Raw genomic sequence first — 23,801 nt, forward strand, 5'->3', positions numbered from 1 at the left:
TCAATTGACCGTGGCGCCGGAAGTCTTGACCACGCCGGCCCATTTATCGACCTCGACATCGAGGAAGCGCGCCGTGTCGGTAGGCGTCTTCCATGCCGGGGCGAAGCCCTGGGCGGCGAATTTCTGCTGGATGTCGGCGCGGCCCAGCACCTTCTGCAGGGCGCCGTTCAATCGGTCCACCACCGATGCCGGCGTGCCGGCCGGGGCCAGCAGCCCGTTCCAGGCGGTGGCTTCGTAGCCCGGCAGCCCGGCCTCGGCCACGGTGGGCACGTTGGGCGCGGCGGGCGAGCGCGCTGCGCCGGTCACGGCCAGCGCCTTGAGCTTGCCGCCGTTCACGTAGGGCATCGACGACAGCATGGTGTCGAACATGATGTCGGCCTGGCCGCCCATCACGTCTGTCAGGGCCGGCGCGCTGCCGCGATAGGGCACGTGCACCATGCGCAGGCCGGCCATGGCGCCGAACAGTTCGGCCGCCAGGTGGGTGGACTGGCCGTTGCCCGACGAGGCGAAGGTCAGCTTGCCCGGCGTGGACTTGGCCAGCGCGATCAGCTCGCGCACGTTGCCGGCGGGCAGGTCCGGCCGCGTCACGATCACCAGCGGGCCGCTGGTCAGCAGCGACACGGGCGCGAAGCTCTTGCGGGTGTCGTAGTTCAGGTTCTTGAACAGCGACATGTTGATGGCGTGGGCCGTGGTCGCCAGCAGCAGCGTGTAGCCGTCGGGCGCGGCCTTGGCCACCATGTCGGCGCCGATGTTGCCGCCGGCGCCGGAGCGGTTGTCGACGATGATGGTCTGCTTGAGTTCGTCGCCCAGGCCCTGCGCGACCACGCGGGCCACGATGTCGGTGGGCCCGCCCGGCGGGTACGGCACCACCAGGGTGATGGGTTTGGTCGGCCAGTCCTGGGCGGCCGAGGCGGCGGCTGCCACCAGGGAAAGCGCGGCCAGGGCCGTGCGGCATGCTGCGATTGCGCGCATGATTGTCTCCTCCGTCGTGCGGATATGTTGTTTTGCTGGGGATGGTGTTGCCGGCGGCGCTTCAAGGCGGCCGGCGCGCCTCGAAACCGAGCAATGCGCGGCCGTCGATCGTGATCGCGCGGCCCATGACCTGCTGGCCGATGGCGATGCCGGCGTCGGCATGGCCCATCAGCACCGCGCCCTCTTCCAGGCGCACCAGCACCAGCACGTAGGGCACGTGCGCGCGCCAGAATGCGTCGGGCGCGCGGTGGATCTCGGTGCGCGCCAGCACTACGCCCGCGCCGCTGCTGCGCCGCCATGGCAGATGGGTGCCGCCGCAATGGGCGCAGGCGTAGGGGCGCAGCGCCCACCAGGCGCCGCAATCCTCGCAGCGCTGCAATTCCAGCGGATCGCGGGTGTTCATCGATGGCCCTCCGCCTGCAGCACCAGGCTGACGTGGGCGGACAGCACGCCGCCGTCCGCATGCACCAGCGCGCAGCGCGGCGCGCCCGCCTGCCGCGATCCGGCCTGGCCCGCCAACTGCGTCCAGGCCTCGGCCACGTGCGCCATGCCGCCGGCCACGCCGGAATGCCCGAACGACAGCAGGCCCCCATGGGTGTTGAGCGGCAGCGGCCCGGCCGCGTCGAAGTCGCCGCGCCGTGCGCGATCCGCCGCGCCGCCGCGCGGCGCGAAGCCCAGTTCTTCCAGCAGCATGGCCAACGTGATGGTGAAGGAGTCGTAGATGCCCAGGTAGTCGACCTGGTCCGGGCCGATGCCGGCGTCGGCATAGGCCTGCCCGAGCGCGCGCGCCGCGCCGGTGTCGAGAATGTCGCGCAGCGCCGACAGGTGCTGGTGGCGATGCGCCTGCCCCGCGCCGCTGATGCGCACCGGCCCTTCGTCGGCGCCGACCACCAGCGCCACCGCGCCGTCGGAAATCGGGCAGCAGTCCAGCAGGTGCAGCGGCGTGGCGATGGGCCGGGACGCCAGCACCTGGTCCACGCTGATGGCTTCGTTCAGGTGCGCATGGGGGTGGCTGGCGGCGTGGCGGCGCATCAACGCGGCGAGCTCGGCCAGGTCTTCGCGGCGGGTGCCGGTCCGGTGCATGTAGGCGGAGGCCAGCAGCGCGTAATAGGCCGGCACCGACGCGCCGTTGGGCACCTCGGTATCGGCTTCGCCAACCTGCGCCAGTGTCTGGATGGAGGCGTCGACGGCCTGGCCGGTCAGGCGGTTCTCGCCCGCCACCACCAGCACGCGGCGGCAGCGGCCGGCGCGCACCAGTTCGCGCGCCAGCATCACCATGGCCGCGCCGGTGGCGCCGCCCATCTGCATGCCGTGGGCGTAGCGCGGGTCCAGGCCCAGCTTTTCGCTGAGCAGCGTGGCCAGCATCAAGTGCGGAAAGGTGGTGGCGTAGCCGCACAGCACGCCGTCGATATCGGCGCGCCGCAGGCCGGACTGCGCCAGCGCGGCGTTGGCGGCCTCGGCCATCAGGTCCAGGGCCGAGCGGCCCTCGTGGCGGCCGAAGCGCGTGGTGGCCGCGGCCAGCAGGCAGGCGTGGTGAAGATCAGGCATGGGGCATCCAGGCGCGTTCGATGGCGCGGGCTTCGGCGGCCAGCGCCTGGGCCAGTTCCTGTTCGCGCGATTCGACCCGCTCGCTCAAGGCGGCCACGCTCAGCGCGGCGATGGCGCGGCCGCTGGGGCCGCGCACGGCCACGCCCAGGCCCCCCATCTTTTCCACCACCACGTCCAGCAGCATGGCGTGGCCGAGCTCGCGGGCGCGCGCCGTCATCTGTTCCAGCAGCCGCACGGGATAGCGCGGGTAGCGTTCCTGCAACCGCTGGTGCACCGGCGGCAGCACCGCCTGGGTTTCGTTCTCGTCCATGGCCGCCAGCAGCGCCAGGCTGCCGGCGCCGATGCCAAGCGGACGGCGGCTGCCGACCTCCAGGTAGTTGGCGCGGATCGGATAGTCGCCGAAGCACAGGTCCAGGCAGACCGATTCCCAGCCGGTTGGCATCGACAGGATGACGGTGTCGCCGAACTTGCGCGCCAGGCGGATCAGCGCTGGCCGCGCCAGGGCGCGCAGATCGAGGCCGTCGACCATGGCATGGTGCATGGCATAGACCTGCGGACCAAGCATGTAGTGCTTGCTGACCGGGTCTCGCTCCACGAAACCCTCGGCCTCCAGGTCCTTCAGGATGCGCAGCGCGGTGGACACGTCCAACTGCGCTGCCTGGGCGATGTCGGTCAGGCGCTGGACGCGCCGGTTCGACAGGCTGGCGAGGACGCGGCAGACCTTTTTCGTCGCGGAAACAAGGCTGGTATCCGGTGAAGACATGGCAGCGGCAGGACCCGTTGGCTGAACATGGTCACAAGATAGGCAGGCCGGCCGCGAGGGTAAAGTTGCGTCGCAACAAAATTTCGCCCAGCAACAATCGCGGTTTGCCGGGCGCTGCAGGCAGCGTCAGGCCGGTTCGGTTTCGGGATGCAGCGAACGCAGCCTGCGCAGCTCCGGGAACCAGTGCATCCACAGCCCCGCCACCGCAATCGTGCCCAGGCCGCCCACCACCACCGCCGGCACCGCGCCCAGCAGCGCGGCCATCACGCCGGACTCGAATTCCCCCAACTGGTTCGAGGCGCCGACGAACAGCGTGTTGACCGCGCTGACGCGGCCCAGCATGTGGTCGGGCGTGTTCAACTGCACCAGCGACGAGCGCACCACCACGCTGATGGCGTCGGCCGCGCCCAGCACCACCAGCGCGCCCACCGAGAGCGGGATCGAGGTCGACAGGCCGAACACGGTGGTGGCCAGGCCGAACAGGATCAGCGCGCCGAACAGCAGGCGGCCGACGTGCTCGCCCAGGCTCAGCCGCGCCAGCGTCAGCGACATCAGCATGGCGCCACAGGCCGGCGCGGAGCGCAGCGCGCCCAGGGCCCACGGACCGGCGTTGAGAATGTCCTTGGCGAAGATCGGCAGCAGCGCCGTGGCGCCGCCCAGCAGCACCGCGAACAGGTCCAGCGACAGCGTGCCCAGCAGAATGCGGCGCTGGAAGATGAAGGTGATGCCCGCGAACAGCGTGCGCCAGGTGGTCGGCTCCCTGCGCGGCGGGGCGCGGTCGATCGACATGCTGGCGATGCAGGCGAAGCCGCACAGGTACAGCGCCGCCGCCACGCAGTAGATCCACCCTGCCCCCAGGCCATAGCCGATGCCGCCCAGCGCCGGGCCGGCGATCTGCGCGATCTGGCCGCCGGAGGACGACAGCGCGGTGGCGCGCGGCAGCCATTCGCGCGGCACGATGGCCGGAATCAGCGTGGTCAGCGTGGGCGCCTCGAAGGCGCGCGCCGAGCTCATGATGATGAGGGTGGCGTAGATCAGCGTCTTGCCGCCGACGCCGTGCAGCGCCGCGATCGCCAGCAGCAGCGTGGCCAGGGTCTCGACCGCCATGCAGATGGCGACGATCTTGCGGCGGTCGTAGCGGTCGGCCACGTGGCCGACCACCAGCGTCAGCGCCGCCATCGGCAGGAACTGCGCCAGACCGATCAGGCCCAGGTCGAGCGCGCTGCCCGACAGCGCGTAGATCTGCCAGCCCACCGCCACCGAGACGATCTGGAAGGCCAGCGACGCGCCGATGCGCGCGAACAGGAAGTGCAGGAAGGCGGGTCGGTAAAGCGGACTGGGCGAGTCGGGGGCGGGCATCGGGGCGGAACGCGCGGCAGGCGCGCGGACGGCGCCGGAATGCGCATTCTATAAACAGCCGGCTGACGCCAAACTAAAGCGCCCGCCGGCCGTGGGGTCTTGCGCGCCGTGGGAGCGGGGCCGCTTCAGGCGCCGATCGACACCAGTTCCGCGCCTTCCGTGACCTGGTCGCCCACCGCGTAGAACAGTTCCTCGACCTTGCCGTCGGCCGGCGCGGAGATGGTGTGCTCCATCTTCATCGCCTCCATCACCAGCAGCGGCTGGCCCTTGGCGACGCTGTCGCCGGCCTTGACGGCGATGGAGATGATCTTGCCCGGCATGGGGGCGGTCAGGCCGCCGCCGTGGTCGCCCTGGGTGTCCTGGGCGTGCGCCAGCGGGTCGTACAGGTCCAGCACGCGCGCGCCGCCGTCGCCGAAGACGTGGGCCTTGTCGGCGTGCAGCACCACGGTGCCGGCGCGTTCGCGGCCGTCCAGGGTGATGCGCAGCACGCGGGCCGGGCCATCGCGGTCCTCGGCGCGCCAGGCGAAGGGCCGGGCGCCGTCGCCGCTGTCCAGCAGCCAGTCGGCGCCCTGGCGCGCGACGGTGACGTGACGGGTCTCGCCATTGTCGATCCATTGCAGCGTGCGCTGGTAGCGGCCGCCCAGGCGCCAGCCGTCGCGCGTGTCCCACGGATCGGCCGGGGTGGCGCCGTGGGGCGCCGATTGCGCCTGGCCCTGGCTGGCCAGCACGGCGGCCGTGGCCAGCGCCAGCGTGGCGGCGTCGGCAGGCGTGGGTTCGGGCAGCAGCGTGGCGCGCTGGCGCTCGATCAGGCCGGTGTCGAGGTCGGCGGCGGCGAAGGCGCTGTCGCGCATCAGGCGCGACAGGAAGGCGACGTTGGTCTGCACCCCCACCGCCTGGGTCTGCGCCAGCGCCCGCAGCATGCGGGCGCGGGCCTGGTCGCGGTCGGCGCCGTGCACGATCAGCTTGGCGATCATGGGGTCGTAGAACGGCGTGATGGTGTCGCCGGTGCGCACCCCGCCATCGACGCGGATATCGCCGTTGGCGAAGGCGACGTGGGCCGGCAGGCCCAGGTAGACCAGCGTGCCGATCGACGGCAGGAAGCCTTTCTCGGGGTTCTCGGCGTAGATGCGGGCCTCGATGGCGTGGCCGTGGATGCGCAGGTCTTCCTGGCGCGCCGGCAGCGGCTGGCCGGCGGCCACGCGCAACTGCCACTCGACCAGGTCGTGGCCGGTGATCATCTCGGTGACCGGGTGCTCGACCTGCAGGCGCGTGTTCATTTCCATGAAGTAGAAGCGGCCGTCGGGCTCGGCGATGAATTCCACCGTGCCGGCGCCCACGTAGCCTACCGCGCGCGCGGCGGCCACGGCGGCTTCGCCCATGGCGCGGCGGCGTTCCTCGGTCATGCCGGGCGCGGGCGCTTCCTCGATCACCTTCTGGTGGCGGCGCTGCACCGAGCAGTCGCGCTCGAACAGGTAGACGCAGTTGCCGTGGCTGTCGGCGAATACCTGGATCTCGATGTGGCGCGGCTTCTGCAGGTAGCGTTCGATCAGCACGCGGTCGTCGCCGAAGCTGGAGGCGGCCTCGCGCTGGCACGAGGCCAGCGCATCGAGGAACGCGCCGGACGATTCGACCACGCGCATGCCCTTGCCGCCGCCGCCGGCGCTGGCCTTGATCAGCACCGGGTAGCCGATGGCGTCGGCCTGCTCCTTGAGGAATAGCGGGTCCTGGTTGTCGCCGTGGTAGCCGGGCACCAGCGGCACGCCGGCCTTCTCCATCAGCGACTTGGCGGCGGACTTGCTGCCCATGGCGGCGATGGCCGAGGCCGGCGGGCCGACGAAGGCGATGCCGGCCTGTTCGGCGGCTTCGGCGAAGGCTTCGTTTTCCGACAGGAAGCCGTAGCCGGGGTGGATGGCTTGGGCGCCGGTATCGCGCGCGGCTTGCAGGATGGCGTCGGCGCGCAGGTAGCTGGCGCGCGGCTCGGGGCCGCCGATGTGCACCGCGATGTCGCAGGCGGCGACGTGGCGGGCGTCGGCGTCGGCGTCGGAATAGACGGCGACGGTGCGGATGCCCAGGCGGCGGGCGGTGGCGGCGACGCGGCAGGCGATTTCGCCGCGGTTGGCAATCAGCAGGGTATCGAACATGGCGTTATCCAGACTGGGATGATTCGTTGACTACGTTGCAGCGGAGCGCGTTGCATCCAAAACCCTCACACGTCGCATCACGCCGACCTTACCGGGGACACCGCGGATCCGGCTTCGCCGGTCCGCCGGTGTCGCCCCCTTGAGGGGGCGCGCGCAGCGCGTAGGGGGTGGGCTTTCTTCTACATCCGGAAGACGCCGAAGCGCGTGTCTTCGATCGGCGCGTTCAGCGCCGCCGACAGCGCCAGCCCCAGCACGCGGCGCGTGTCCGCCGGCGCGATGATGCCGTCGTCCCACAGCCGCGCGGTGGCGTAGTACGGATGGCCCTCGCGTTCGTACTGTTCGCGGATCGGCGCCTTGAAGGCGTCCTCCTCGGCCGCCGACCACTGGCCGCCGCGCGCCTCGATGCCGTCGCGCTTGACCGTGGCCAGCACGCTGGCGGCCTGCTCGCCGCCCATCACCGAGATGCGCGCGTTGGGCCACATGAACAAGAGGCGCGGCGAGTAGGCGCGGCCGCACATGCCGTAGTTGCCGGCGCCGAACGAGCCGCCGATCAGCACGGTGAACTTGGGCACGTTGGCCGTGGCCACGGCCGTCACCATCTTGGCGCCGTGGCGCGCAATGCCTTCGTTTTCGTACTTGCGGCCGACCATGAAGCCGGTGATGTTCTGCAGGAACACCAGCGGGATCTTGCGCTGCGCGCACAGCTCGATGAAGTGCGCGCCCTTCTGCGCCGATTCCGAGAACAGGATGCCGTTGTTGGCGACGATGCCCACTGGCATGCCGTGGATGTGGGCAAAGCCCGTCACCAGCGTGGGGCCGAAGCGCGCCTTGAATTCGTCGAACTCGGAGCCGTCGACGATGCGCGCGATGACCTCGCGCACGTCATACGGCTTGCGCGTGTCGGCGGGGATGATGCCGTTCAGCTCGGCCGGGTCGTAGCGCGGTTCGCGCACCGGCACGGTGGCCAGCGGCGCCGGCTTCTTGCGGTTCAGGCGCGCCACGGCGCCGCGCGCCAGTTGCAGCGCGTGCATGTCGTTGGCGGCCAGGTGGTCGGCCACGCCCGACAGGCGCGTGTGCACGTCGCCGCCGCCCAGGTCCTCGGCGCTGACTTCCTCGCCGGTGGCGGCCTTCACCAGCGGCGGGCCGCCCAGGAAGATGGTGCCCTGGTTCTTGACGATGATGGACTCGTCGCTCATGGCGGGCACGTAGGCGCCGCCGGCGGTGCAGGACCCCATCACCACCGCGATCTGCGCGATGCCCTGCGCCGACATCTGCGCCTGGTTGTAGAAGATGCGGCCGAAGTGTTCGCGGTCCGGAAAGACCTCGTCCTGTTGCGGCAGGTTGGCGCCGCCGGAGTCGACCAGGTAGACGCACGGCAGGCGGTTCTGCGCGGCGATCTCCTGCGCGCGCAGGTGCTTCTTGACCGTCATCGGATAGTAGGTGCCGCCCTTGACGGTGGCGTCGTTGCAGACGATGACACATTCGGTGCCGGCGATGCGGCCGATGCCGGTGATGACGCCCGCGCCCGGCGCTTCGCCGTCGTACATGCCATGCGCCGCCATCGGCGACAGTTCCAGGAACGGCGACCCCGGATCAATCAGGTTCTCGACGCGGTCGCGCGGCAGCAGCTTGCCGCGCGCCACGTGCTTGGCGCGCGACGATTCGCTGCCGCCCAGGGCGGTCTGCGCCAGTTGCCGGCTCAGGTCGTCCAGTTGCGCCTGCATGGCGCGCGCGTTGTCGGTGTAGTCCTGCGACCGCGGATTGATGCGGGATTCGATGATGGGCATGGGGTACCACCCGTCCTGCTGATTGGGATGTTGAAGGCGCTCGGAATCGAGCGGTTTGTCTCGCCGCCCGGTGGGCCGGGCATGGTTGTCGATGATTTTTGTTGCTTGTCCGGATTTCGTTGCGCCTCTCCCGCACGGCCCGCGACCGACCCGTCGCGGACACTGCCATGCAGGAAAGGCGCAGCGGAATCCGGTTCGGGAAGCGGGCCGAGGCCCGCTTCCCGAACATGCGGATTTAGACCATCTCGATCGCCATCGCCACGGCTTCGCCGCCGCCGATGCACAGCGTGGCCACGCCGCGCTTGCCGCCGGTCTTGCGCAGCGCGCCGATCAGCGTGGTCATCAGGCGCGCGCCGGAGGCGCCGATGGGGTGGCCCAGGGCGGTGGCGCCGCCGTGGATGTTGACCTTTTCATGCGGCAGCTTGAAGTCGGCCATGGCGGCCATGGTGACCACCGCGAAGGCTTCGTTGATCTCGTACAGGTCCACGTCCTCGGCCTTCCAGCCGGTCTTGGCGAACAGGTTCTTCAAGGCGCCGACGGGGGCGGTGGTGAACCAGTTCGGTTCCTGCGAGTGCTGGCTGTGCGCCACGATGCGGGCCAGCGGCTTGACACCGAGCTTCTCGGCGGTGGAGGCGCGCATCAGCACCATGGCGGCGGCGCCATCGGAGATCGACGACGAGTTGGCGGCGGTGACGGTGCCGTCCTTCTTGAACGCGGGCTTGAGCGTCGGGATCTTTTCCGGCATGGCCTTGGTGGGGGCCTCGTCGGTGTCGATCACGGTGTCGCCCTTGCGGCCGGCGACCGTGACCGGGGTGATTTCCCACTTGAAGCTGCCGTCCTCGGTGGCGGCGCGGGCGCGGCGCAGCGATTCCAGCGAGAACGCATCCTGCTGCTCGCGGGTGAACGAATACTTGGCGGCGCAGTCCTCGGCGAACACGCCCATGGCCTTGCCCTTGTCGTAGGCGTCTTCCAGGCCGTCCAGCGCCATGTGGTCGTACACGGTGTTGTGGCCGTAGCGGTAGCCCTGGCGGCCCTTGAGCAGCAGGTAGGGCGCGTTGCTCATGCTTTCCTGGCCACCGGCGACGACGATGTTGGCCGAGCCCGCGGCCAGCAGGTCGTGGCCGAACATGGCGGCCTTCAGGCCCGAACCGCACACCTTGTGGATGGTGGTGCACGCCACGCCCAGCGGCAGGCCCGCGCCCAGCGCGGCCTGGCGAGCGGGCGCCTGGCCCTGGCCGGCCTGCAGCACGTTGCCCATGATGACTTCTTCGATCTGTTCGGGCTTGACGCCGGCGCGCTCGACGGCGGCCTTGATGGCGATCGAGCCGAGTTCGTGCGCGGCCAGGCCGGACAGGCTGCCGAGCATGCCGCCCATGGGCGTGCGGGCGACGGAAACGATAACGATGGGATCTGACATGACTAGCTCCTGTGAGGGTCGGGACAGCGTCTGCTTACGAGGCCGCGCCGGCGGGTGCCGGGCGCAGGCGCCTGTCCGTATCGTAAGGGAAAAATTCTTCGATCCGGCCTTGCGCCACGTGGGCGCGACAGGCCTGCCACCATTCCGGTTCCAGCAGGTCGGCGTGGTGGCGCAGAAAGGCGCCGCGTACGCGCGCGTCGCCCAGCAGGAAACGGCCGAACTCCTCGGGGAAGACGTCGTTCGGTCCGACCGCGTACCAAGGTTCCGACGCCATTTCCGCCTCTTCATTGGGGGCGGGCGGAATCCGTCGGAAATTCATTTCGGTCATGCGCTGGATTTCGTCGTAGTCGTAGAACACGACCCGGCCCAGCCGCGTCACGCCGAAGTTCTTGTAGAGCATGTCGCCGGGGAAGATATTGGCGGCGGCCAACTGGCGGATGGCGTCGCCGTATTCGCGCACGGCCGGCTCCAGCAGCGCATCGGGCGCCTGGCTCAGGTACAGGTTCAGCGGCGTCATGCGCCGCTCGATGTAGACGTGGCGGATGACCACCGTGTCCCCGGTTTCCTCGATCAGGCTGGGCACCAGGCGCCGCAGTTCGTCCAGCAGCCGCGGCGCGAAGCGGGCGCGCGGCAGCGCCACCTGCGAGTATTCCCAGGTGTCGGCCATGCGGCCGACGCGGTCGTGCAGCTTGACCATCTGGTACTTGCGCCGCACGGTGGCGTGGTCCATGCCGTCCTTATCGATGCGGTCCTTGATCAGCTTGAACACATAGGGATAGGACGGCAGCGTGAACACGCACATCACCATGCCCTTGATGCCGGGCGCGATGTCGAAGGCGTCGCGCGAATGCGCCAGGTGGTGCAGGAAATCGCGGTAGAACAGCGTCTTGCCCTGCTTCTGCAGGCCGATCATGGTGTACAGCTCGGCCTTGGGCTTGCGCGGCAACAGGCTGGCCAGGAAGTTGACCACCGCGGCGGGCGTCTCCATGTCCACCAGGAAATACGCGCGCGTGAAGCTGAACAGCGTGCTCAGGTCGTCCGCGCCCAGCAGCAGCGCGTCCAGGTTCACCTGCCCGGCCGGGTTGCGCGTGAGCGCCACGGCGAAGGGGTAGACGGTGCCCTGGTTGATCAGGCGGCCGACGATGTAGGCGCCCTTGTTGCGAAAGAACAGCGAACCCAGCGCATGCACCTGGCAGTCGCTGGCGATGCGACGGCCGACGTGGCGCGGCAACTGCCGGCGCAGTTGGCCGATGGCGGCGCGCGCCAGCAGGCGGGTGTCGCGCGGCAGGTCCTCGAACGGCAGCGCCAGGCCGAAGTCGGCCACCATGCGGATGAGGCTTTTGTGCAGGCCCTCGGTCACCGGGTAGTAGACCCGGTACGACGGCATGCGGCTGTCCAGGTAGTCGGTGGCCACGGCCGGCCGCACGAACAGGAAATCGTTGTGGAAATAGTCGCGGTGCAGCAGCCGGCATGACACCGAGTTGAAGAAGGTCTCGGCGCATTCGGGCTGGCGGTGCTCGCCCAGCAGGCCGACGAATTCCTGCTTGATCTGCTGCCAGTAGGCGGTCTGCGCATCCGTCAGCGCGGCGCCCGCGGCGCCGTTCGCGCCATTGGGGGCATGGGCGCCGACGGCGCCCTCGGGCCGGCCGCGCAGCACGCCTTCGAGCTGGCTGGCGCATTCGCGCACCCGCATGTCGTAGTACTCGATGCGCTCGCGCGACAGGTGCTGGATGCCGTGCCAGTCGCCCGATTCGAACAGCGCCTTGGCGCGCTGCGCGCTGTAGCGGAACAGCGCGTAGTGGCGGTCGAAGCCGGCCAGGATGCGGCGCGCGACGTCCAGCGGCGAGGGGCCCCGGACGGGCGCCTGCTCGATGTGCTGGACGTCGGACGTGCGGATCATGGCAAACGACTTCCGGGGGGACTCAGGCCGTCTCGGCGAACAGCTCGCGGCCGATCAGCATGCGGCGGATCTCGCTGGTGCCGGCGCCGATTTCGTACAGCTTGGCGTCGCGCCACAGGCGGCCCACCGGGTACTCATTGATGTAGCCATTGCCGCCCAGGATCTGCACGCCCTCGCCGGCCATCCAGGTGGCCTTCTCGGCGGTGTACAGGATCAGCGCGGCGCAGTCCTTGCGCACCTGGCGCACGTGCTCGGCGCCCAGGCGGTCGAGGTTCTTGCCGACCTGGTAGCAGAAGGCGCGGCTGGCCTGCAGCGTGGTGTACAGGTCCGCCACCTTGCCCTGGATCAACTGGAATTCGCCGATGGCCTGGCCGAACTGCTTGCGGTCATGGATGTACGGCACCACCACGTCCATCACGGCCTGCATGATGCCGACCGGGCCGCCCGACAGCACGGCGCGCTCGTAGTCCAGGCCGCTCATCAGCACCTTGACGCCGCCGTTGACCTGGCCCAGCACGTTTTCCTCGGGGATCTCGCAGTCCTGGAACACCAGTTCGCCGGTGTGGCTGCCGCGCATGCCGAGCTTGTCCAGCTTCTGCGCCACCGAGAAACCCTTGAAGCCCTTTTCCACCAGGAACGCGGTGATGCCGCGCTGGTGCGCCTCGGGGTCGGTCTTGGCGTAGACCACCAGGGTGTCGGCGTCGGGGCCGTTGGTGATCCACATCTTGGAGCCGTTGAGCACGTAGCGGTCGCCCTTCTTGTCGGCGCGCAGCTTCATGCTGACCACGTCCGAGCCGGCGCCCGGTTCGCTCATGGCCAGCGCGCCGACGTGCTCGCCGGAAATCAGCTTGGGCAGGTACTTGGCCTTCTGGGCCGGGGTGCCGTTGCGGTTGATCTGGTTGACGCACAGGTTGGAGTGGGCGCCGTAGGACAGGCCGATCGAGGCGCTGGCGCGGGAGATTTCCTCCATCGCCACCATGTGGGCCAGGTAGCCCATGTTGGCGCCGCCGTATTCCTCGCTGGCCGTCATGCCCAGCACGCCCAGGTCGCCAAACTTGCGCCAGAGGTCCATGGGGAACTGGTCGCTGCGGTCGACTTCGGCCGCGCGCGGCGCGATCTCGGCCTGCGCGAAAGTGCGCACGGCGTCGCGCAGCATGTCCAGGTCTTCGCCCAGATCGAAGTTCAGGCCAGGAAGGTTCATCGCTGTCTCCGTGATAGTGGGTACTTACATTCTTATGGGCGCCTGCGATCGCGCCGGATCTCGCCGCGTGGCCCCATGATGCGCTGATCGACGCTGGCTACGCAATGATGCAGCGCAAATATTACGTTTACGTAAACGTAAATATGAGTCGGGTTTTCCCTAGGCAAATGTTTGCGTCCACGGGAAGCGCCCTGGGTACTATTCCCCGGGTCCTTGAAACTTCAAATTTTGTTACGGAGTCAGCGGTGTCCGACCTGGCCAATCTTGACGATATCGTGGCGCTGCGGCGCGACCTGCACGCCCATCCCGAGCTCTGCTACGAGGAGCACCGCACCGCCAAGGTGGTGGCCGACGCCCTGCGCGGCTGGGGCATCGAGACCCACACCGGCATCGCCAGGACCGGCGTGGTCGGCGTCATCAAGCGCGGCACTTCCGACCGCGCCATCATGTTGCGCGCCGACATGGACGCCCTGCCGATGCAGGAAGAGAACCAGTTCGAACACCGTTCGCGCCACGACGGCAAGATGCATGGCTGCGGCCATGACGGCCACACCGCCATGCTGCTGGCCGCCGCGCGCCACCTGCAACAGGAAGGCGGCTTCGACGGCACCGTCTATTTCTGTTTCCAGCCGGCCGAGGAAGGCGGCGCCGGCGGCCGCGCCATGATCCAGGACGGCCTGTTCGAGCGCTTCCCCTGCGAGGCCGTGTTCGGCATGCACAACTGGCCTGGCCTGGAGGCCGGCTCGTTCGGCGTCTGCGCCGGGCCGATGATGGCGTCCGCCAACGGCTTCAAGATCACCGTGCGCGGCAAGGGCGGCCATGCCGCCGCGCCGCACGACTGCGCCGACCCGGTGCCGGCGCTGTTCGCCATCGGCCAGTCGCTGCAGACCATTCTGACCCGCAGCAAGCGCCCGCTGGACGCCGCCGTGCTGTCCATCACCCAGGTGCAGGCCGGCGGCAGCGTCATCAACGTGATCCCGGGCAGCGCCTGGCTGGGCGGTTCGGTGCGCGCCTACAGCACCGACGTGGTCGACCTGATCGAGCGCCGCATGCATGAGATCGCCGGCAGCATCGCCGCCGCCCATGGCTGCGAGGCCGAGGTCTATTTCGAGCGCCGCTATCCGGCGCTGATCAACACGCCGGCCGAGACCGAGTTCTGCATGCAGGTCATGCGCGAGGTGGCTGGCGCCGATCACGCCCGCGTGATCGAGCCGGTGATGGCCTCGGAGGACTTCGCTTTCCTGCTGCAGGCCAAGCCCGGCTGCTACGTGTTCCTGGGCAACGGCGACGGCGATCATCGCATGGCCGGCCACGGCCTGGGCCCGTGCATGCTGCACAACACCAGCTATGACTTCAACGACGCCCTGATCGCGCCGGGCGCGAGCTACTGGGTGCGGCTGACGCAGCGCTACCTGGCTGGCTGATTCAAGCATTACCTGACGCAGTGCTACGCAACACCACAAGGAAGCTATGAAAAAGAAGATGCTGTTCACGGCCGCGGGGGCGGCCCTGGCGATCATGACGGGCGGCGCCGCGCTGGCGCAGGGCTGGCCCGCCAAGCCTATCACCCTGGTCGTGCCCTACACCGCCGGCGGCAGCGCCGACGCGATCGGGCGCCGCCTGGGCGACGTGCTGCGCAAGGAGGCCAACGCCACCGTCATCGTCGAAAACAAGCCCGGCGCGGGCGCCTCGGTCGGCACCGACTTCGTGGCGCGCGCCCAGCCGGACGGCGCCACCCTGCTGCTGGCTTCCACCAGCCCGCTGACCATCTTCCCGCACCTGGCCAAGACCAACTACGACCCGATGAAGGACCTGACGCCGGTGGCCAGTGTGGCCGTGGCGCCCGTGGCCATCGTCGCCACCAAGGCCCTGCCGGTGAAGGACTTCGCCGGCCTGATCGACTACGCCAAGTCGCACCCGGACGGCGTGCGCTACGGCACGCCGGGCCAGGGCACCGTGGCCCACATCGGCATGGCGGCGCTGACCACGCAGACCGGCACCAGGATGCTGCACGTGCCCTACCGCGGCAACAGTCAGGCGCTGACCGACGGCCTGGGCGGCGTGGTCGAATTGCTGGTGGTCAACACCGACGTGGTGCTGCCGCACGTGGCCAGCGGCGCGCTCAAACCGCTGGCGGTGATGGCGCCCGAGCGCCTGGCCGCCTGGCCCGACGTGCCCACCATGGCCGAACTGAAGCTGCCGCAGGCGCAGTACTACTCGAACTTCGGCATCTTCGCGCCGGCCAATCTGCCGCCGGCGGTGTCGGGTCCGCTGCAGGCCGCGCTGACCAAGGCCGTGGCCAGCGCCGAGTTCAAGGACCTGCTGGCCAAGTCCTACCTGCAGCCGGGCACCGCGTCCGGCGACGCCTTCGCCAAGCAGGTGCAGGCCGAGTTCGCCAACAACGCCCGCATCATCAAGGAAGGCAACATCAAGGCGGAATGACGTCGGGGCGCGTGTCCCCGCCGGGCTGCCGCGCGAGCAATGCAAAGCGCGCTCCACGGGGAGCGCGCTTTTTCATTTTCGGGGAGGCGGGCCGGCGTCGCGCCGCGTGAGTCGGACCCGCCAACGTGCGCTGGCCCGTCGTGCGCCCACGCGCCTTCGCGGCAATCGGTCAGGCCGTCTTGGGCCCGAACATGATCACCAGCATGCCGGCCAGGCAAAGCCCCACGCCGACATAATCGCTGACGCTGGGCCGCACGCCATCGACCGCCCACAGCCACAGCAGCGCCATGCCGATGTACACGCCGCCATAGGCCGCATACACGCGCCCCGACGCGGTCGGGTGCAGCGTCAACAGCCAGGCGAACAGGGCCAGGCTGACGGCGGCCGGCGCCAGCAGCCAGATGGAATGGCCGCGGCGCAGCCACAGGTAAGGCAGGTAGCAGCCGATGATCTCGGCCAGCGCGGTCAGGACGAACAGCGCGAAGGTCTGCAGCATCGCCATGTCAGGCGCTTCAGGCTCGTTGCTGCGCCAGCAGCTCGCGGCACTGGCGTTCCTGCACCGCGATCTCCTGCAGCGTATCCTCGATGTCGCGGCGCTGCTGTTCCAGCGTGGCGCGGTGCTGGGCCAGCACCGCCAGGTACTGGCGCAACTGCACCTCGGTGTCGCCGGGGCCGTCGTACATGTCGATCAGCGTCAGGATCTCCGACAACTGCAGGCCCAGGCGCTTGCCGCGCAGGGCCAGCTTCAGGCGCGTGCGGTCGCGCGGCCCGAAGATGCGGTTGCGGCCCTCGCGCGCCGGGCTGACGATCCCCTGGTCTTCATAGAAGCGGATCGTGCGGGGCGTGACGTCGAACTCGCGGGCGAGCTCGGAGATGGTCCAGGTTGACGGGGACATGCGACGTGTGGCAGTTTACGTAAACGTAAATTATGATGACTTGACGCGATCGTCAAGCGTGGAGATCGAGGCAATGAACCCCAACGAACAGAAGCTGCAGTATCCCTGGGCCGATTTCCAGCCCGAAGCCGGCCGCGCCCACCCGGTGGCCGAGGGCGTCAAGTGGATCCGCATGCCGCTGCCGTTCGCGCTGGATCATATCAATCTCTGGCTGCTGCGCGATCGCATCGACGGCCGCGACGGCTGGACCATCGTCGACTGCGGCATCTCGCGCGACGAGGTCAAGACGCTGTGGGAACAGGTGTTCGAGAACGAACTGGACGGCCTGCCGGTGCTGCGCGTCATCGTCACCCACATGCACCCCGACCACATCGGCCTGGCCCACTGGCTCTGTGAACGCTGGGACGCGCGGCTGTGGATGACCATGACCGACTTCATGGTCGCGTCGCTGTGGTCGTCGCGCCGCAATGACGCCGGCGCCGGGCCTGGCGGCCAGTCGGCGGTAGACCATTTCGCCCGCCACGGCCTGACCGATCCGGACGCGCAGGAACAGATCCGCCAGCGCGCCAACTACTTCCCCAACCTGGTGCCGGCCGTGCCGTCGCGCTACACCCGCATCATGCATGGCGACGCGGTGCGCATCGGCGCGCACGACTGGCGCGTCATCGTCGGCTACGGCCACGCGCCCGAGCACGCCTCGCTGCATTCGCCCGACCTGGGCGTGCTGATCTCCGGTGACATGGTGCTGCCGCGCATCTCCACCAATGTCAGTGTGTTCGACTACGAGCCCGACGCCAACCCGCTGCCGCTGTACCTGCGCTCGCTCGACGGCTACGCCGACGTGCCGCGCGACACGCTGGTGCTGCCGTCGCATGGCCGGCCTTTCAAGGGCCTGCACGAGCGCATCGCGCAGCAGCACGAGCATCACCGCGACCGTCTGGCCGAAGTATTGGAGGCCTGTAAGGCCGGACCGCAATCGACCTCCGACATCGTGCCGGTGCTGTTCAAGCGCAAGCTCGACCTGCACCAGCTGACCTTCGCCATGGGCGAGGCGCTGGCGCACCTGCATGCGCTGTATTTCGAAGGCAAGCTGACGCGCAGCACAGGCGCGGACGGCATCGTGCGCTTCAAGGCGGCCTGACGCCGCTCCCGGCCACGTTGCGCGGCGGCGTCCCGCGGGCGAACCGGCGCGCGTGGCTGCGCCGGGTCGGCCCTCTCCAGGCTCGCGCCGGCCGGCGGCCTCAGCGCGTGGCCGTCGCCAGCCGCACGGCCAGTCCCACGAACACCAGCGCCGCGACGCGGTTGAGCCAGCGCTTGGCCGTGACCGAGCGTTGCAGCAGTTCGCCGAACGCGCCCGAGAAGAAGGCGATGGCGCCGAACACCAGCAGCGTGGCCAGCATGAACACCGCGCCCAGTTGCACCGTCTGCCAGCCCACCGAACCCAGTTTGGGCGAGGTGAACTGCGGCAGGAAGGCGAAGAAGAACAGCAGCACCTTCGGATTGGTCAGGTTCATGACGATGCCGCGCCGGTACAGCGCGGAGGTCTTCATCGGCTCGGGCCGCTGGCCGTCCTCGGCATGCACCGGCGCCCGCAGGATCTGCCACGCCAGGTAGGCCAGATACGCCGCGCCCGCCAGTTTCAGCGCCGTGAAGGCCACAGGGGAAGCCGCGAACACGGCGGCCAGCCCCAGCGCCACGGCGGCGGTGTGGCCCAGCAACCCGGTGCACAGCCCCAGCACCACGAACAGCCCGGCCTTGCGGCCCCAGATGGCCGATTGCATCAGCACGAACAGGTTGTCGGGCCCGGGCGTGAGGGCCAGCAATACGGCAATGCCGAAGAACGCGATCAGGGAATCGAGGGGCAGCATGGGGTCTCGCCAGGGTCGGGCGGCGCCTTGCGCGCCGGCAATCAAGTGGCATCATACGAGGAAACCAAGGAGACACCATGTCCGCCGTACCCGAATCCGCTGCCGCGTGTCCCGACGCCGCGCTCGAAGACTGGCTGCGCGCGCGCCACAGTTGCCGCGCCTTCCTGCCCGAGCCGGTGCCGCGCGCCACCATCGAGCGCATCCTGACGCTGGCGCAGCGCACCGCGTCCTGGTGCAACTGCCAGCCCTGGCAGGTGACGGTGGCCTCGGGCGACGGCGCGCGGCGCCTGAGCCGGGCCCTGGTGGAACGCGCCGGGCAAGCGGGCTTCACGCCCGACTTCCCGTTCCCGCGCGAGTACCGGGACGACTACCTGGCGCGGCGCCGCGAGTCGGGTTTCCAGTTATATGGGGCCGTGGGCGTGGCGCGCGGCGACCGCGAGGCCTACCGGCGGCAGGAACTGCGCAACTTCCAGCTGTTCGACGCGCCGCACGTGGCCATCATCACCACCGACGAGGCGCTGGGCGAATACGGCGCCATCGACTGCGGCGGCTATGTCGCCAATTTCCTGCTGGCGGCGCAGGCCAACGGCGTGGCCACGGTGGCCCAGGCCTCGCTGGCGATGTATCCCGAGGTGCTGCGCGAACAGCTCGGCATCGGCCCCGAGCGGCGCGTGGTCTGCGCCATCTCGTTCGGCTATGCCGATACCGCGCATCCGGCCAACAGCTATCGCACCAGCCGCGCCGACCTGGACGCGGCGGTGCGCTGGATCGACTGACACCGGACCGGGGGCGCGACAGCCGCGCGCGTTCCTGCTACGGTTCGGGTTCTCCCAATACGCACGCATTCCCTCTTGAAGATGGCTACCAAACACATCGATACGGTTCTGCAGCACGCGGGCACCGCCCCGTTCAACCCCGAGACGGGCACGGCCCCGGTGCCGCTGCCGCCGATGCGGGCCAGCACGGTGCGCTTCGAGAACCTGGCGGCCCTGGAAAAGGCCCAGCGCAGCAAGGCCGCCGGCGGCCGCGCCACCACCTATGGCCGCATGGGCATGGACACGCACGCGGCGCTGGAGCAGGTTTTCGCGCAGCTCGAAGGCGGCACCCACGCGTATCTGGCGCCGTCGGGCCTGTCGGCCATGACGATGGTGATGCTGGCGCTGTGCTCGGCCGGCGACCACGCGCTGATCTCCGATTGCGTCTACGGCCCGATGCGCGAGCTCGACGATGCCGTGCTCAAGCGCATGAACATCGCCGTCACCTACTTCGCCGCGGGCGAGGACCTGGACGCGCTGGTGCAGCCCAACACCAAGCTGCTGTACGTGGAATCGCCCGGCTCGCTGCTGTTCGAGATGCTCGACATGGGCGCCATGGCCGCCATCGCGCAGCGCCACGGCCTGGTGCTGGCCACCGACAACACCTGGGGTTCGGGCTACATCTACCGGCCGCTGACGCTGGGCGCGCAGGTGTCGGTCATCGCCGGCACCAAGTACGTGGGCGGCCATTCCGACCTGATGCTGGGCGCGGTCGTCACCAATGACGAGGCGATTGCCAAGAAGCTGAACCGCACCCAGTACGCGATGGGTTATTCCATCAGCGCCGACGATGCCTGGCTGGCGTTGCGCGGCGTGCGCACCATGCCGATCCGCATGGCGCAGCACGCGCGCCACGCGCTGGAGGTCTGCGAATTCTTCAAGCAGCGCCCCGAGACCGTGCGCCTGTTCCATCCGGCCTGGCCGCAGGACCCGGGCCACGCGCTGTGGCAGCGCGACTGCACCGGTTCCAACGGCATGCTGTCGGTCGAGCTGCGCCTGTCGCCGGCGGCCGCGCGGGTGTTCGTGGACGAACTGGAACTGTTCGGCATCGGCTTCTCGTGGGGCGGCTACGAAAGCCTGGTGCAACTGGTGTCGCCCAAGGACCTGTCGCACCATCGCTATTGGGGCGAGGGCGACAACGCGCTGGTGCGCCTGCACATCGGCCTGGAGTCGCCGCAGGACATCATCGCCGACCTGACCCAGGCGCTGGAAAAGGCCGCGGCGGTCAAGGGCTGACGTCTCAGGCGTTGGCGCGGATCCACGCGCCGATGCGCGCGGCGATGTCGTCGCTGTTGTCGTCCATCATCGGCATGTGCGAATTGCCGCGGATGCCCATGTCGGCCAGGCGCCAGCCGGTGACGCGGCCGCCCTGCGCCGCCAACTGGTCGGCGTAGGCCTGCCCGGCCGCATCCAGCCTGGCCCATAGCGGCGTGGCGTCGAGATAGTCGCCATAGACGAACAGGAACGGCTTGCCCGCCACCGCGGCCGGGTCCACCTCCTGCGAGAACCCCGACGGTTCGATGCCGATGACGCCGCGCACCAGCGCCGGCCGCGCCTGCAGCGCGCGGTAGGCCACTTCGCCGCCATGGCTGTGCGCCAGCACCAGGCACGGGCCGATGCGTTCCAGCGCGGCGCACAAGCCCGCCAGCGCCGCATCGTTGTTGCCCAGCCAGCGCGGCACGGCGTGGCGGATGAAATCGTCGAAGGCCGCCAGCGGAAAGCGCTGGCCGTCGAAGGCGCGGCGCTGCGCGTAGTCCTCGGCGCGGCCGAAGCGGAACAGCGACCAGCTTTCCTCGGCGTTGCGCACGATGGGCGCATCCGGCCAGACCTCCTCGAACGGCGTCCAGCCGGCGCGGCCGCGCTCGACGTTGTCGACCACGTAGACCGCGTGGCCCTGCCGCAGGAAATGCTGCAGCCAGCCATGCCGGCCGTCCGGCGTCTGTTCCCACATCGCGCCGGTCATGCCGCCGCCGTGCAGCAGCACCAGCGGCAGCGGATGGCGGCGTTCGGCCGGGATGAAGTACTGCACGTACGCCTGTTCGACGTGGTACAGCCCGTTGGGGTCGTACGTCAGCGAGGCGGTCTTGGTGAAGGCGATCTCGCGCACCGGGCGGCCGCTGATATGCGCCTGCCGCCCGCCCGCGTAGAAGCTGCCGAAATCGGCCAGCGCCAGGGGGCCTACTTCTTCACCAGCGGACATTGGCTTTCCGACAGGGGCCAGGCGAGCGAGTCGCCGGGAATGGTGCGCACGATGTTGTAGTAGTCCCAGGGCGCCTTGGACTGGTCGGGCGACTTGACCTGTGCCAGCATCATGTCGCGCACCACCAGGCCGTCTTCGCGAATGCGCGCGTTCAGGCTGAACGGGTCGTCGATCGGCATCGACTTCATCTTCGCCATCACCGCGTCCGAATCGGTGGTGCCGGCCGCCTGCACCGCGCGCAGGTAGTGGCGCACCGAGCTGTACACGCCGGCCTGCAGGAAGGTGGGCGGGCGGCCCAGGCGGGCTTCGAACTTCTTGCTGAAGGCGCGCGTGCCGTCGTTCATGTCCCAATAGGACGGCACCGTCAGGTAGGTGTGCTGCGCGGCCTGCAATCCCAGGCTGTGCACGTCGGTCAGCAGCAACAGCATCGCCGCCAGCTTCTGGCCGCCGCTGGCGATGCCGAATTCGGCCGCCTGCTTGATCGCCGAGATGGTGTCGCCGCCGGCGTTGGCGACGGCGATGATCTGCGCCTTGGAGGCCTGCGCCTGCAGCAGGAACGAGGCGAAGTCCGAGGCGTTGAGCGGATGGAACACCGTGCCCACCACTTCGCCGCCGTTGGCCTTGACCACGGTCTCGGTGTCGGCGGCCAACTGCTTGCCGAAGGCGTAGTCGGACGCCAGGATGAACCAGCGCTTGTTGCCTTCCTTGACCACGGCGGTGGCGGTGCCGCGCGACAGCGCGTAGGTGGTGTAGGTCCATTGCACGCCATACGGCGAGCATTGCGCCTGCGTCAGCGCGGTGGTGCCGGGGCTGGAGAACAGCACCAGCTTTTTCTTTTCGCGCGCGATGCCCTGCACCGCCAGCGCCACCGAGGAATTGGGCACGTCCACCACCACGTCGACGCCATCGGTGTCGTACCACTTGCGCACCATGCCGCTGCCGATGTCGGGCCGGTGCTGGTGGTCGCCCGATACCAGCGCCACGGGCTTGCCCAGCACGCTGCCGCCCAGTTCCTCGATCGCCAGGCGCGCGGCCTCGACCGAGCCGCGCCCGGTGGCGTCCGCGGTGACGCCGGCCATGTCGGTCAGGACGCCGATCTTCACGCCGTCGGCGTCATTGGCTTGCGCTGAAAGGCCGGCCAGCGCCAGGCTCACGCCCAGCGCCGCGCGGCGCAGGAATTGCTGTCTCATCTTCCACCCCTTGTAGGCCGCGCGTGGCGGCGAATAATTATGGGAGGAAGTGTATATCGCGGCGGGCGCTTTGCCGCATCCGCGCGCCTTGGGGATGACCCCATGAAAAACGCCCCGGCCGGTCGGCTCGGGGCGTCGTCATGAACGCGGTTCAGGCGCGGGTCACTTGCCGCGGGCCATCGGGATCAGTTGGTTCACTTCCTTCAGGGCGCCTTCGTAGCTGTTGCCCGCCATGACCGGCGAGGTCATGAACTTGCCGCCGACGGCGAACGACGGCGTGCCTTCGATGCGATAGGCTTCGGCCAACTGGTTGGCGCGCTGGACCTGGGTCTGCACGCTGAACGAATCGAACACCGAGTCGAACTTGGCGCGGTCCACGCCCTGCGCGGCGGCCCACTCGCCCATGGCCTTCTTGTCGATCAGGCGCTTGTGCTCGCCGTGGATGGCGGTGAAGACCTTGGCGTGCAGGTCCGGGCGATCCAGGGCCACCAGGGTGTAGTAGAGCTGTTGCAGCGGCTTCATGCCGGCGTTGAAGGCGATCGGCACCTGCTTGAGCACGACGTCGTCGGGCTTGGTCTTGGCCCAGTCCTCGACCATGGGTTCCATGGCGGCGCAGTGCGGGCAGGTGTAGGCGAAGAATTCCAGGACCTCGATCTTGCCCGGGGTATCCGACGGCAGCGGCGGATTGATCGGCACATAGGCCTGGGTGCCCTGGGCGTGGCTGACCGGGCTGAAGAACGCGGTGGCGGTCAGCGCGGCGGCTGCCAGGATGCGGATGAGCTTGGGGGACAGCATGATGGGGTGAGGTTCCTGAACAAAGAGGTTACAGACAGGGCCAGGCCCGGATTAGTTCAATCAAAAACCATGATGCGGGCGCCGTGTTACTGGCGCACCACCGCCGTTTCGATCTTGTTTTCGCCGAGGCGGCCACGAGCGCGGTTCATGTCGTCCAGGCGGGCGAACGGACCGACGCGCACGCGGTTGATCGGCTTGCCGTTGACCTCGGCCTTCTGCACCGCCACCGGCAGGCCCAGCAGGATGATGCGGGCCTTGAGCGATTCGGCGTCGTCCTGGCCGCGGAAGGCGCCGGCCTGCAGGTAGTACGAGCCATTGGCCGACGCGGTCGGGGCGGCGCTGGCGACCGGCGCCTTGGCCGCGGGCGCCGGGGTAGGCGCCACCTTGGCGATGGGCGTGGGCGGGGCGCTGGCGGCCGGCGCGGGGGCGGCAGCGGGCGTGTTGTTGGAGGTCGGCAGGGTGGCGATCAGCGCGCCCAGGTCGTCCGACTTGCCCGCCGGCGCGGTG

At 69.3% G+C, this 23,801-nt stretch carries 22 protein-coding genes; 5 read left to right on the plus strand and 17 right to left on the minus strand.

Features of this window, described 5'->3' with window-relative positions; translation table 11 throughout:
* The 10 genes from HV783_RS19010 to HV783_RS19055 all read right to left on the minus strand — a co-directional run bounded on the left by HV783_RS19010 (nucleotide 1) and on the right by HV783_RS19055 (nucleotide 13,088).
* Nucleotides 1–972: a tripartite tricarboxylate transporter substrate binding protein gene (locus HV783_RS19010; RefSeq protein WP_175189690.1), complete on the minus strand. Its 972-nt coding sequence runs from the start codon at nucleotides 970–972 to the stop codon at nucleotides 1–3.
* A gap of 61 nt (nucleotides 973–1,033) precedes the next feature.
* The gene (locus HV783_RS19015; RefSeq protein ID WP_054504363.1) at nucleotides 1,034–1,375 is read right to left on the minus strand and encodes a Zn-ribbon domain-containing OB-fold protein; all 342 of its coding nucleotides are present in this window, start codon (nucleotides 1,373–1,375) and stop codon (nucleotides 1,034–1,036) included.
* Nucleotides 1,372–2,520, minus strand: a complete 1,149-nt coding sequence (locus HV783_RS19020) for a thiolase family protein (RefSeq protein WP_054504364.1) — start codon at nucleotides 2,518–2,520, stop codon at nucleotides 1,372–1,374. The genes HV783_RS19015 and HV783_RS19020 overlap by 4 nt, the downstream gene beginning before the upstream one ends.
* A complete protein-coding gene (locus HV783_RS19025; protein WP_054504365.1) occupies nucleotides 2,513–3,283 on the minus strand; it encodes an IclR family transcriptional regulator in 771 nt (256 codons plus the stop codon). The genes HV783_RS19020 and HV783_RS19025 overlap by 8 nt, the downstream gene beginning before the upstream one ends.
* A gap of 126 nt (nucleotides 3,284–3,409) precedes the next feature.
* Nucleotides 3,410–4,642, minus strand: a complete 1,233-nt coding sequence (locus tag HV783_RS19030) for an MFS transporter (RefSeq protein ID WP_175189691.1) — start codon at nucleotides 4,640–4,642, stop codon at nucleotides 3,410–3,412.
* A 125-nt stretch (nucleotides 4,643–4,767) separates the two neighbouring features.
* Entirely contained in the window at nucleotides 4,768–6,783 is a 2,016-nt protein-coding gene (locus HV783_RS19035; RefSeq protein ID WP_175189692.1) for an acetyl/propionyl/methylcrotonyl-CoA carboxylase subunit alpha, read from the minus strand.
* Between the two features lie 179 nt (nucleotides 6,784–6,962).
* Nucleotides 6,963–8,570, minus strand: coding sequence for a carboxyl transferase domain-containing protein (locus HV783_RS19040; protein ID WP_175189693.1), 1,608 nt, complete (start codon nucleotides 8,568–8,570; stop codon nucleotides 6,963–6,965).
* A gap of 235 nt (nucleotides 8,571–8,805) precedes the next feature.
* Nucleotides 8,806–9,987 (minus strand): acetyl-CoA C-acetyltransferase, encoded by a 1,182-nt coding sequence (locus tag HV783_RS19045; RefSeq protein ID WP_064527688.1) that lies wholly within the window; start codon nucleotides 9,985–9,987, stop codon nucleotides 8,806–8,808.
* A gap of 34 nt (nucleotides 9,988–10,021) precedes the next feature.
* The gene (gene aceK / locus HV783_RS19050; protein WP_175189694.1) at nucleotides 10,022–11,887 is read right to left on the minus strand and encodes a bifunctional isocitrate dehydrogenase kinase/phosphatase; all 1,866 of its coding nucleotides are present in this window, start codon (nucleotides 11,885–11,887) and stop codon (nucleotides 10,022–10,024) included.
* 22 nt (nucleotides 11,888–11,909) lie between these two features.
* Nucleotides 11,910–13,088, minus strand: a complete 1,179-nt coding sequence (locus tag HV783_RS19055) for an isovaleryl-CoA dehydrogenase (RefSeq protein WP_006386961.1) — start codon at nucleotides 13,086–13,088, stop codon at nucleotides 11,910–11,912.
* A 245-nt stretch (nucleotides 13,089–13,333) separates the two neighbouring features.
* Between HV783_RS19055 and HV783_RS19060 the strand changes: the two genes are divergently transcribed.
* Together HV783_RS19060 and HV783_RS19065 are read left to right on the plus strand one after the other, a co-directional pair.
* Nucleotides 13,334–14,512, plus strand: coding sequence for a M20 aminoacylase family protein (locus tag HV783_RS19060; RefSeq protein WP_116791572.1), 1,179 nt, complete (start codon nucleotides 13,334–13,336; stop codon nucleotides 14,510–14,512).
* A 46-nt stretch (nucleotides 14,513–14,558) separates the two neighbouring features.
* A complete protein-coding gene (locus tag HV783_RS19065; RefSeq protein ID WP_175167288.1) occupies nucleotides 14,559–15,530 on the plus strand; it encodes a Bug family tripartite tricarboxylate transporter substrate binding protein in 972 nt (323 codons plus the stop codon).
* A 169-nt stretch (nucleotides 15,531–15,699) separates the two neighbouring features.
* Here the strand turns inward: HV783_RS19065 and HV783_RS19070 are convergent, their stop codons facing one another.
* Nucleotides 15,700–16,032 (minus strand): YnfA family protein, encoded by a 333-nt coding sequence (locus HV783_RS19070; protein WP_006386964.1) that lies wholly within the window; start codon nucleotides 16,030–16,032, stop codon nucleotides 15,700–15,702.
* A 10-nt stretch (nucleotides 16,033–16,042) separates the two neighbouring features.
* Nucleotides 16,043–16,426 (minus strand): MerR family transcriptional regulator, encoded by a 384-nt coding sequence (locus HV783_RS19075; protein WP_049070466.1) that lies wholly within the window; start codon nucleotides 16,424–16,426, stop codon nucleotides 16,043–16,045.
* A gap of 73 nt (nucleotides 16,427–16,499) precedes the next feature.
* Here HV783_RS19075 and HV783_RS19080 point away from each other — a divergent pair, with 73 nt between their 5' ends.
* Nucleotides 16,500–17,567: an MBL fold metallo-hydrolase gene (locus HV783_RS19080; RefSeq protein ID WP_054419507.1), complete on the plus strand. Its 1,068-nt coding sequence runs from the start codon at nucleotides 16,500–16,502 to the stop codon at nucleotides 17,565–17,567.
* A gap of 100 nt (nucleotides 17,568–17,667) precedes the next feature.
* Here HV783_RS19080 and HV783_RS19085 read toward each other — a convergent pair whose 3' ends face one another.
* Nucleotides 17,668–18,294, minus strand: a complete 627-nt coding sequence (locus tag HV783_RS19085; protein WP_049070470.1) for a LysE family translocator — start codon at nucleotides 18,292–18,294, stop codon at nucleotides 17,668–17,670.
* A gap of 77 nt (nucleotides 18,295–18,371) precedes the next feature.
* Here HV783_RS19085 and HV783_RS19090 point away from each other — a divergent pair, with 77 nt between their 5' ends.
* Both HV783_RS19090 and metC read left to right on the plus strand, forming a co-directional pair.
* Entirely contained in the window at nucleotides 18,372–19,070 is a 699-nt protein-coding gene (locus tag HV783_RS19090) for a nitroreductase (RefSeq protein ID WP_100503069.1), read from the plus strand.
* A gap of 81 nt (nucleotides 19,071–19,151) precedes the next feature.
* Nucleotides 19,152–20,345, plus strand: coding sequence for a cystathionine beta-lyase (metC, locus tag HV783_RS19095; RefSeq protein WP_162876602.1), 1,194 nt, complete (start codon nucleotides 19,152–19,154; stop codon nucleotides 20,343–20,345).
* 4 nt (nucleotides 20,346–20,349) lie between these two features.
* Here metC and HV783_RS19100 read toward each other — a convergent pair whose 3' ends face one another.
* The 4 genes from HV783_RS19100 to HV783_RS19115 all read right to left on the minus strand — a co-directional run.
* Nucleotides 20,350–21,309 carry an alpha/beta hydrolase gene (locus HV783_RS19100; protein ID WP_116791568.1) on the minus strand — a complete coding sequence of 320 codons (960 nt, stop codon included), beginning with the start codon at nucleotides 21,307–21,309 and terminating at the stop codon, nucleotides 20,350–20,352.
* Nucleotides 21,288–22,499: an ABC transporter substrate-binding protein gene (locus HV783_RS19105; RefSeq protein WP_049070477.1), complete on the minus strand. Its 1,212-nt coding sequence runs from the start codon at nucleotides 22,497–22,499 to the stop codon at nucleotides 21,288–21,290. The genes HV783_RS19100 and HV783_RS19105 overlap by 22 nt, the downstream gene beginning before the upstream one ends.
* Before the next feature lie 162 nt (nucleotides 22,500–22,661).
* Entirely contained in the window at nucleotides 22,662–23,294 is a 633-nt protein-coding gene (locus HV783_RS19110; protein ID WP_054504376.1) for a thiol:disulfide interchange protein DsbA/DsbL, read from the minus strand.
* An 86-nt stretch (nucleotides 23,295–23,380) separates the two neighbouring features.
* Nucleotides 23,381–23,801, minus strand: a 421-nt coding sequence (locus tag HV783_RS19115; protein WP_175189695.1) for an SPOR domain-containing protein, incomplete at its 5' end; no start/stop codon positions are given.

This window comes from Achromobacter dolens (genome assembly GCF_902859745.1).
Classification (GTDB): Bacteria; Pseudomonadota; Gammaproteobacteria; order Burkholderiales; family Burkholderiaceae_B; genus Achromobacter; species Achromobacter dolens.